We start from the raw sequence: 11,241 nt of genomic DNA, 5'->3' as shown, positions 1-11,241 counted from the left end.
TATTAGTAGAAAAAAATTGTGGTCAGTGGAAGGAGCGTATTTGGTTTGGAGGAGTATGAGTTTAGTGGAGAAGGTTTTGATAGAAGTTTTGATGATGCAATGAATCAGGTTAATCAACAATTAGATAAGGAAATACTGTTTGCGATGATTGGAGATGTAAATGCAGGTAAATCATCGACGATCAATCAATTAATCGGGGATGAGGTCGCGAAAGTGGGGGCTCAACCTGGGGAAACCGTAATTGTTGAGAAATATAAATACAAGGATAAAATCATTTTCGCAGATACACCTGGTTTAGATGATATTCATACGGAAAATTCAGAGGAAACGTTGAAGTTCTATAAGGAAGCAGACGTGATTCTGTTTTTTCTTAATGCCGCAGGTACCGTTTTTTCTGAAGGGGAAAGAAAACATTTTAAAACGATTAGTAAAGTGAACAAAGAAATTATCTTTGTGTTGAATAAAATTGATGCTGCCGAAGATATCCCTAACCTCGTGAAATTTGTTAAAGACAATACAGATAATAAATTTAAGGTCGTGCCAATTTCATCAAAAACTGGTGAAAACATAGACAAGTTAAGATATGAAATAATGAGTTTTTTAGAACGTAAAGGTAAGGACATCTTATTCGCGAAACATGTGAAAGAAAAGTCACCGATTGCGAACAAGTGGATCCTAAGTGCAGCAACATCTGCAGGTGCTGTCGGAGTAACTCCAATACCTGGATCAGATATCGTTCCCATCACATCTATACAAGTAGGGCTAATGGTAAAGTTAGCAACCTTATACGAAAAACCTTTGTCTAAAGGGAAAGCAAAAGAATTGGCGATAGCTGCAGTAACAGGTAATATCGGCAAAAGTATCTTTAGACAAGCTGTCAAATTGATCCCTGGAGCAGGCTCCATTGCAGGTGCTGGAATTGCAGGGAGCTTAACAATGGCCTTAGGTTACTCGATGAAATACGCGTATGAAAAAGACATCGAAATTGATGCGGAATTAATAAAAACATTATCGAAGAATTTTATGAAGAAAAACAAAGCGGAAGTATAATTGATTAGGGTCAGCCATCTTTGTGGACGAATGTTCATGGGGAGGGGTTGGCTCTTTTTCGACTACTATAATTGTATCTAAAGCTGCTTGTAGGAATGAAAATGAGATTATCCGTTTGTTTTATAACTTTACTCTTGTTGTATATTATAGATAGAGCTTGCTTAACGAGGAGGTTGACTATGAATCTAGTTGACGAATTTGACAAGGCCATTAAAGATTGAACTTGGTTTATAGGAAAGCCTATAGGAAAAGAAAAATACAGAATAATAGATAGAAGTTTACCTCACCAACCAAAGAAGCTCCCAAATTAGTTGAGTGGGGGCAATACGTTTTGGTATACTAGGAAGTTTCTTAAAACCGGAAAAGCAGGCCAAAAAGCAACGCTAGATTTGCAACTCCACATTATCGTCCTAAATCAACAAGAAGCACATTAGCAGCTTCGACTTTTACAAGATAAAACAATGAAAGGAAAGGAAAGGGTATTGATGAAAGTAATGTTGGGCAATGGATGAAGAGCAACTGTCACAGAATTGATATCCTACTAGATTCAGATTTAGGAATATATTTATCCCGGAGCAACCGTCCGTAAGACTCCCACTTCAAAACAACAAGAAAAGCAAGTTGTTTAAGTGGGAGTAACGGACGCTAGCACCCCGAATGGTTCAAGGGCCTTTAGGTCATCCTTTAGGGCTAACAATCAGTGGGGGAATAACTAAAAACTCCCACTGATTGAAGTTTCACTTTATGTGATAGGGAAACTGAAATTAAAAAAATTGTAATATAACGCATAGAAAATTTAATGAGGTGATTGATTTGTTGAAAAAAATATCCGAAGTGGATTTTCTGGTCTTAAGGGGACCATTTGAATCAGGAAGACAAGATCCAAGTAATTTAGCCGCGACTTTTTTTGGAGCTATATTAATTCAAGCTTTATTTTTATGGTTAGAACATTTCGCGGGTGTAGAATCAAATTTCCCTCTGTATAGGAGCGTGTTTGTTAATCATCTCTGGTTCTCCATTATACTGACTGTCTTCATGATTATTTACATGATTCCAAGTGTTTATATGCGATCACAGAAAATACAATATTTACTCAGCATTATTGTTTCGCAAAATGTTTTTGGAGTATCATCTTATATTCTGGCGTTACTTATAATAGCTTCGACGTTTACCTCTGACTTGAATACCTTAATGTTTATTATTAAAACGACATTATTAGGTGGGGTGTTAGTCTTTGTGATTACTTGGACAAGGTTTATGATTTTACTGAAAAAAGGGTATTATAGAAAAGGCTCTTCGAAAGATCAGTTGAGACAAAAATTTGAGACCAAGTCCTTGTTGCCCTTTGCAACGGCTGTAGGGGGGCCAATTGTACTTGTTATGGTACCGTTACTACGGATCGTTCAACCGGGGAAAATAGAAGAATTATTTTTCACATGCTTGTTTCTTTTCGTTTTTTATACCATGCTCTTTATCCTTCCAGAGCAAATTGTCATTCTTTACTGCAAATGTCGTTTTGATAGCTTTAATTTTGAAATTACCGGACGGTTAAAGCCAGTCAGAGATCAAGATGGTAAACCAGTGTCAACATACGATTTAATTCATGCTATTCAGTTTAATAATGAAGGAGTAAAAAAATGAAAATTGGCTTTCTAATATCTCCGAAGAACTAAATGATTTATTAGAAGAAGAAGGATATACATTGAACTTCTTTTGGAAGAAATCAAATGTCATCAACTTTTTGCGAGGATATTATTTCAGATTGCGATACAAAAATGATTGTTGTAAATTACGCGAAAATATAGCAACCATTTTAGAAAACTGGCATAACCGAATGTACAACTAAACCAATATAAATTTGGAATCTTGCTTCTTTAGTCAATAAGAATGTTAGTCAATGAACTGGTGCTAAATAGAAAAAGCAGAGGACAGTCCCCTGCTTCTTCATAATAAGATCATCTTGCTACAAATAAAAAGTGAAGCAAATAAGTAATCCCTGCTGACCCCATCGCGATAAGCAGGGTTACTATCCAGGTTGTTAGTGAGTGTTTTTTAATGATTATTGTATTAAATAAAATAAAGAGAACGATGAGAAGTACAAGATACCATGGTACTAAATTTGGATTCTGCCAAAAAAATCCGAACAAAACATAAAGAAAAATAATGATAGATCCTGCACCTATGATAATATTTCCAATCACCCAACTTCTATTTCGCAATTTCCCCTATCCTTTCTCTAACCATAGCATATTGTCTTAGTTACTAGCTTCTAGAATCTATTATGATAAATTTAACGATTTGTTTATATTTTCCCTTTTTGTAAAGAGAAAAACATGATTAAGCAGGAGGAAGCACCCAGGATCAAGTTTGTCCCCTATCCCTGCACACTTGTCCACGTGAGGGGCTGACCCTTATAATTAAACAATGTTATGCTAAACTTATCTATAGTATAAACACAGCAAAGGAAGTGAATCGATGTCATTTAATAGTGAATCGTATATAAAAGATCAACGAACAAAACAATATGAAACACCACCTGTATCTAGTTATCAAGTTGAACGGACAGAGGTTATTGAAAAGATCGATCATGTGTTAAAAGAGCAAATCCTATCCAGTGATCTTGATGGTTTGCAGATGCTTGTTAAAACAGAGCAAGCAACCTACGCAGACATTGCAAAAGCTTTTTATAACCGGGTTCTTGAAACAAAAGACAGCAACGCGGTGATTACGCTGAATCAAGCTGTGATTGATGAAGCGGAGGCTTGTTTTTATGATGACGTTCGTGATCTGTTATACGGAATTCCTGTCCTTGTTAAAGACAATATTGCTGTGACAGGCTTACCAACAACAGCGGGTGCAGCGATCTTAAAAGATTTCCATAGTAAAGAAGATGCGGAGATCATCCAAGCATTGAAAGCAAAAGGGGCACTTATTTTAGGAAAGACGAATTTATCCGAGTGGGCGAACTTTATGACGACCAAAAGCGCGAATGGTTATTCAGCTGTTGGTGGGCAGACGAAGAACCCTTTTGGAAGATTTGACGTGGGTGGCTCAAGTTCGGGAAGTGCAGTAGCCGTAGCCAGCAAGATGAGTCCTGTGGCAATTGGGACAGAAACGGCCGGTTCTATTATTTATCCCGCAAGTCAGAACGGCGTTGTCGGATTGAAACCAACCTTAACGACTGTCTCGCAAGCAGGGATTATCCCCATCGCTCAAGCGCATGATACCGCAGGGCCAATGGCGAATACCGTGAAGGATTGCTACACGTTACTGAAAGGAATGGCAACGTTTAAAGAGACGTTTGAAGATTTTCACCAACCCCTCACGTCGTATCGATTTGGTCAGCTTACGGATCGAGCGATCACACAGGCATATCGTGATCAAGATGAAACGATCATGAACACATTTATTGAACGCTTGAATGAAGCGGGCGTCCATTGTGTGCCGATAACATTGAATGAAGATGCACATGAAGTCGATATCACGAATGTGTTGCTCTATCAATTTAATGCGGGCGTACGTGATTATTTTAAAACGACGGATCAACCAATCACACTTTCCGATGTTTTTTTATTTAACGAAAAAGATTCTGACAATACCATCCCTTATGGACAAGATTTAATTGAAAAAGCAAGGAGTCACACATTTACAAAAGTAGAGATTGACGAGTTGATAAAAGCTAATCAAACGATCACAACAAAAGCACTGGATGAAGCCTTTCAATCCGTTGATTTCCTTGTTACGTTAAGTAACTATGCTACGTCCCTTTATGCGACATCAGGTTACCCGGCATTAACCTTGCCAGGGTTCAAACGGGAATCGGGGGAGCCGGTTGGGATTACGATCATCGGAAAGCCAAATCAAGACATCGAGCTGTTGTATGTCGGTCACTTGATTCACGATTAATCGATTGCAAGAAGAGCTAACAAAATTGAAAAATAAACGTGTTAAATCTGTTCGCGCTATTTTTTGGATTCTGTTGAAAAACATGAACTTAGTTTTCAGAATGATTAGCTAAGAAATAAATAAATATCATCAAAATAGTTTTAGCGGAGGATAATTATGAAAAACTATTTATTAGGTGTCGATATTGGTACAACAAGTACAAAAGCGGTGCTTTTTGATAGAGAAGGAAAGGTTCAAACGCAGTATGCTGTCGAGTATCCATTACTTACTCCAGTTCCGGGTGCGGCTGAACAAAAGGCCGAAGAGATCTATCAAGCAGTAAAAACATCGATTCGCAAAGCGCTAAGTGCTAGTGGGATTAGTTCAGAGAAATTGTTACTCGTTTCTTTTAGCGCAGCGATGCATAGTTTGATTGCAATTGATAAAGATGGAAAGCCAATTACCAACAGTATTACGTGGGCAGATCAACGTGCAGAACCATGGGTGAAAAAGCTAAAAGAAGAATGGAACGGGCATGAAATTTATTTGCGTACAGGAACTCCAATTCATCCGATGTCTCCGCTAGCTAAGATTATTTGGCTAAAACATGAAAGACCTCGAATTTTTGAAGAAACGTATAAGTTTATTTCAATAAAAGAATATGTGTTGCATCAGTTGTTCGGTGAGTACATCGTTGACTATTCTATTGCGTCGGCGACAGGGTTGTTTCATTTGGAAGAATTAGATTGGGATAAAGGGGCCTTAGAGGTTGCAGGTATTACAGCTGATCATTTATCAAAACTTGTACCTACTACACACAAAATTCAAGGACTATCGAAGGGATTAGCTGAGGAACTTGGACTGAGTATAGATGTGCCTTTTATCATTGGAGCAAACGATGGTGTTCTTTCTAATTTAGGCGTGAATGGAATCGAACCGGGAGTTGTAGCGTTGACGATTGGAACAAGTGGTGCTATTCGTACAATGACAAATAAACCCGTTACAGATCAAAAAGGGAGAACTTTTTGCTATGCATTGACAAACGATCATTGGGTTATTGGAGGTCCTGTAAATAATGGTGGAATGGTGCTACGCTGGCTTCGGGATGAGTTTTGCTATGAAGAAGTAGAGAAGGCAAAGGAATTAGGTGTTGATCCGTACGACCTTATCACCGAAAAAATCAGTAAAGTAAAGCCAGGATCTGAGGGTTTAATTTTTCATCCATACTTGACTGGAGAACGTGCACCAATTTGGAATGCAAATGCAAGAGGTTCTTTTTTTGGCTTAGGTATGCATCATAAGAGAGAACATATGATGCGAGCGGTATTGGAAGGGATCAACTTTAATATATATACGGTGTTACTTGCGTTAGAAGAACAAATAGGGATTCCAGAAAAGATTCATGCAACGGGAGGGTTTGCCAAGTCGCCGCTATGGAGGCAAATGCTTGCTGACGTATTCAACCAAGAAGTACAAATTCCTGAAAGTGTAGAAAGCTCTTGTCTGGGTGCAGTTGTTCTAGGACTCTATGCACTTGGAGAAATCGATGATTTTACTATTGTATCTAAAATGGTGGGAACAATAGATAACAATCTACCGAATCAGCAGCATGTAAAAGTATACAAGGAATTGATTCCTGTTTATTTAAGATTGAGTCGTATGTTTAATGACGAATATCCCTATGTAGTGAAATTTCAGAACTAAGGGTTGCGATGTCTTGTATTTTTGAAAATTTATTTAAGGGAAGTAAAGTTCAAGTTATTTTATGTCGCCTTATCTTACAGCATAATGAAAAAGAATTATCTTCAAAACAATTACGTAAAAAATATTTCATCTCGGATACGATTGCGATCTAATAATATTTTTTCATACAATGAAGGAATGTAATAAAATTCTTTTTTAGGAGAAATTATTTAGGTAGGTAATTTGTTGTGAGAAACATGAGTCAGACTCTACATATAGATATTAGAAAGGTGTCGTTCAAGTGGAACTGCAACAGAAATTATATAAAAACGGTTATAGGAATGCTGCTGAAATTCTTCTCAATCTACATGCAAGTGATCAATTTCTTGAAAAACTTTTTTTGATTTTGAAGGAATGTGTTTCTTCCCAAAGTAGTTTTCCTGACGATATTGATATCTTATATACGCAATTAGTGAACGTGATTAGCTTTCAGGAGGAATATAAATATATTTTAGTGCGTGATTTGGAAATTATTTTATCTGAAATGATGGACCCCACAACTGATCCAGAGATAATCTATATTGATGAAGCGGAAGAAGAGAAAGTGATTTCTCTGTATGGAAAATCCTTATCAGGTAACACCGATGCCCAGGTCGAACTGGCTCATTTTTATAAATCGATTGAGCGTGATGAATGGGCCTTTGACTGGTTCAAAGTAGCAGCAGATATTGGTAATGCCGATGCGCTTTATTGGCTAGGTAATGAGTATTTTGTTGGAAATGTTATCGAGCGTGATTTGGAAAAAGCCTACTTTTCTTATAAAGAAGCTGCCGAAAAAGGGCATGGCGATGCCTTGAACAATTATGCGGATATGTATCTACGTGGCGAGTATGTGGAGAAGGATGAAAAAAGAGCATTAGAACTTTTTAAGAAAGCTGCTGATAAAGGTGTTCCAGAAGCAATGTACACACTTGGCTATATGTATGAAAAGGCTGTTGGAACAAAATTAGACATGAAAGAATCCAAACGATGGTTTACCGTATCTGCGCTTCATGGTGATGTGTTTGCAGCAAATCGATTAGGCCATGAGGCGGTGGAAAATGGCCTGGGCGTTGAAGCGATCTCATGGTATCAAATGGCCGCTGAACAGGGCGACTCTTATGGAGAGTTTAATCTTGGCCTTTGTTATGAGAATGGAATAGGAACCCATGTTAATAGTAAGAAAGCTAAATATTGGTATAGGAAGGCTGCTTTAAAAGGTGATGATCAAGCAAAGCAGAAGTTGAAGGAGTTTTAATGTTGATGAAAGTAGGGGGTAAGTAAACCTGCGTTCTTGTTTTTTCAAAGTAAATGTTTCCTGGGTATCATCAGTGTATGAAATAAGGAAAACTCCATCTAAGCCTTAAGTATAGATGGGGTTTTTGTTTGTCCGGTATAGGAAGATACTATTGTGTTACTTTCTAAAATATGTTGAAGATTTACTTAATTCTAGGGAGTGATCAGATATCTAGATTATAACAAACAAAAATCCCCAAATATAGAACTAAACACGTTGGAAAATTGAAAAAACTTCTATACATTTCAAAAAAATTACAGTATGCTATTCTTGAGCGTTAACAAAACGGAAACAATGGAAGCAGCAACATAAGTATAGTTATTAAAGTTGATTCATTTGATACACTTGTAGATTCTTAACGTTTGAAAGAAATACCAGCATTGTTCCACTTGAGATTTTTTTCAGTATTATTTAGATAGAATACTAGTGGGTCAACATTTTTTGTTTACTCTCTAACCTAAAATTAATATTTTCGGAGGGGAATTCCATGAATAAAAAATTATCTATTATGATAGTATTGCTAGCGTCTGTCTTATTGTCTTGTTCTCAACTCAGTTCAAATAACGGTATGCTAGATTTTTATTCAAATGCTGAAAAAGTTCTTATTTCTTCTGAAAATGAATCATCTTTATCTTTTGAACTCGTATTATTTTCTAAAAACAAAATAAAAAAATATGAGCATATAGGTCTAGAGGGTACGAACACTGAAAACCTTAGTGTTGAAATTGTTGATAATACGATCGATAAAATAAAAAAACATAAGTACAAACATTACTACACAAATGTCTTCATGATTACAGTCACTCCAAAAAAGAAAGTAAGTCATGAAATTGTTATCAATAAGTTAGTGTTAAATATTAATGGTGAATCAATTAAAGTTGAATTCACCACCCCTATCGTTCATTCTTTTGAAGGTGGTAATATCTTCACCCAGGATTTTATTCCTACTATAATACCAAATGATATGTCGTCCGTGATAATCAAAAGTGGTGATGAGGTTGTCTATCAATTTGAAGCAAAAAAAGCCATTCAATTAGAAAAGATACACGCAAAAAATTTCTTAACGCTAAGTATGTCGAAAATAAAAATAGGAGAAAACATTTTTGATGATTATATCCAATTACCTATCTCGATTCCTGCCGATTCAATGGTAGAAATCTCGCTTCAACTTAGTGGAGATGAGCCAGCTATAGATGAACTAAACTACATTTCAACAAATCTATTCTTTGAATATACTACGACGGAAAACGTGAAGAAACAAACAAACGGAGTAGTGGTATTCCTAAACCCCATTTATCCAATTTTAGATGATTTAAATAAAGTCGAGAATTATATCGATACTTACATCTATAACAGATAGTTAACTAGCTAAAAAGTGATAGTAATGTATGGGAAAGTCTTTTCTAACCGATAAAATTCGCTACTTATATCTGCTCGTGTTTAAGAAATATAGTGAAGATGATATAAATAATTCAGAATAATTGGATGATAACGGTAAGTATTTCATCCAAAGTCTAAAACAGAAAAGTTTTTAAATGAATACGCGAAAAGATCGATTTGATTCTTTGGTCATAAAGCGCTTTCGAAAATTTCAAAAAAACTATTGCTTTTTATTCTTAGGCGGTTTATAATGAAAAAAGAAAGCGGTTTCGGTTGATTTCAACGATTACATGAAATTGATTATTAGTTCAAAAGTTGGATTTAACGAATTGTTTCCGTTTTCATAAAAAATAAAAAGATCTAAAATCTTGCATAAATTTAAATAACAATACAAATAGTAAAGGTATTGGTTTTTTTATCGGTTTTTCGAAAGGGGTTTCGTTATGGCGGTTATACAGTTTCCAAAAGACATGAAATGGGGAGTTGCTACAGCTTCCTATCAAATAGAAGGAGCTACAAGTGAAGGTGGAAGAGGAATGTCCATTTGGGATACCTTCTCTAAGACTCCAGGTAAAGTTGAGAATGGAGATAATGGTGATGTTGCATGTGACAGTTATCATCGTTATGAAGAAGATATTGAAATTATGGAAGACTTAGGTGTAGATTTTTATCGCTTCTCGGTAGCGTGGCCAAGAATCTTCCCGAATGGCACCGGAGAAGTGAACCAAGAAGGTTTAGATTATTATCACCGCTTAGTAGATGGGCTGCTAGCAAAAGGGATTGAGCCGATGTGTACACTGTACCATTGGGATCTCCCACAAGCATTACAAGATAATGGGGGTTGGGGTAATCGAAAGACGATTGAAGCTTTTGCCAACTACGCTAAGGTAATGTTTAAAGAGTTCCAAGGAAAAATTAAACACTGGATTACATTTAATGAGCCTTGGTGTGCATCATTTTTATCTAATTATTTTGGTGTACATGCACCGGGAAATAAAGATTTACAATTAGCTGTCGATGCTGCGCACCATATGAATGTCGCACATGGAAAAGCTGTTATCCATTTCCGGAAGCTTGGCGTGGAAGGTCAAATAGGATATGCGCCAAATGCTGAATGGAATGAACCTTATAGTGATAAGCAAGAAGATATTGACGCTTGTGAGCGCGCAAACGCATTTTTCATTGATTGGTTTTTTGATCCGGTGTTTAAAGGGTCTTATCCAAAAACTCTAGTTAATATATTCGAGGAAAATGGAGCTCAACTACACATTGAAGAAGGCGACATGGAGATCATTAATCAACCAATTGATTTTCTAGGTATCAATTACTACACTGGCAGTGTTGGTCGTTACAAAGAAAACGAAGGAATGTTTGAGCATGAACGCGTAGACACTGGTTATCAAAAAACAGATATAGGTTGGAACATTTATCCAGACGGTTTTTATAACGTATTAACTCATATTGCGAAAACATATGGTGATGTGCCGATCTACATTACGGAAAATGGATCATGCTACAATGATGAAAAAGAAGCTGGGAGAGTCAAGGATAGTAAACGAATTGACTACTTGCAACAACACTTGATCGCACTAGATCGTGCGATGAAATCAGGAGTTAATATTAAAGGTTATGTATCTTGGTCGCTGCTTGATAATTTTGAATGGGCAGAAGGATATACGATGCGTTTTGGTATTGTCTATGTTGATTATCGGACGTTAGAACGTACCAAGAAAGATAGCTTCTATTGGTATAAACAAGTGATTAGCAATAAATTTTTCGAAGTGAAATAATTTCAGTGATATATAATTGTTTCGAGGTGCTTCTGAATCCGAGAAGTAACCTCAAGACATTTACTTGTAATAAGACGGATCTTAATGCGCAAATAGAAAGCGATTACATCAATGACT

The 11,241-nt window shown here is 36.4% G+C and carries 7 protein-coding genes; all 7 read left to right on the top strand.

Annotation, left to right across the window (positions count from 1 at the left end; all coding sequences use genetic code 11):
• Window positions 1-99: 99 nt before the first annotated feature.
• The 7 genes from OWO01_RS13930 to OWO01_RS13900 all read left to right on the top strand — a co-directional run bounded on the left by OWO01_RS13930 (window position 100) and on the right by OWO01_RS13900 (window position 11,124).
• The gene (locus tag OWO01_RS13930; protein WP_268781073.1) at window positions 100-1,050 is read left to right on the top strand and encodes a GTPase; all 951 of its coding nucleotides are present in this window, start codon (window positions 100-102) and stop codon (window positions 1,048-1,050) included.
• An 813-nt stretch (window positions 1,051-1,863) separates the two neighbouring features.
• Window positions 1,864-2,691, top strand: a complete 828-nt coding sequence (locus OWO01_RS13925) for a hypothetical protein (RefSeq protein WP_268781071.1) — start codon at window positions 1,864-1,866, stop codon at window positions 2,689-2,691.
• Between the two features lie 834 nt (window positions 2,692-3,525).
• The gene (locus tag OWO01_RS13920; protein ID WP_268781070.1) at window positions 3,526-4,956 is read left to right on the top strand and encodes an amidase family protein; all 1,431 of its coding nucleotides are present in this window, start codon (window positions 3,526-3,528) and stop codon (window positions 4,954-4,956) included.
• 156 nt (window positions 4,957-5,112) lie between these two features.
• Window positions 5,113-6,639 (top strand): gluconokinase, encoded by a 1,527-nt coding sequence (gene gntK / locus OWO01_RS13915; RefSeq protein ID WP_268781069.1) that lies wholly within the window; start codon window positions 5,113-5,115, stop codon window positions 6,637-6,639.
• 280 nt (window positions 6,640-6,919) lie between these two features.
• Complete coding sequence (locus OWO01_RS13910) at window positions 6,920-7,915, top strand: tetratricopeptide repeat protein (RefSeq protein WP_268781068.1); 996 nt, start codon at window positions 6,920-6,922, stop codon at window positions 7,913-7,915.
• 526 nt (window positions 7,916-8,441) lie between these two features.
• Window positions 8,442-9,314 (top strand): hypothetical protein, encoded by an 873-nt coding sequence (locus OWO01_RS13905; RefSeq protein WP_268781067.1) that lies wholly within the window; start codon window positions 8,442-8,444, stop codon window positions 9,312-9,314.
• A 463-nt stretch (window positions 9,315-9,777) separates the two neighbouring features.
• Window positions 9,778-11,124 (top strand): GH1 family beta-glucosidase, encoded by a 1,347-nt coding sequence (locus OWO01_RS13900; RefSeq protein ID WP_268781066.1) that lies wholly within the window; start codon window positions 9,778-9,780, stop codon window positions 11,122-11,124.
• Window positions 11,125-11,241 lie beyond the last annotated feature (117 nt).

Source organism: Natronobacillus azotifigens, from assembly GCF_026805325.1.
Taxonomy (GTDB): domain Bacteria; phylum Bacillota; class Bacilli; order Bacillales; family Amphibacillaceae; genus Natronobacillus; species Natronobacillus azotifigens.
Note: the sequence above shows the minus strand (reverse complement) of the source record. Positions and strands in the feature narration are given on the sequence as shown.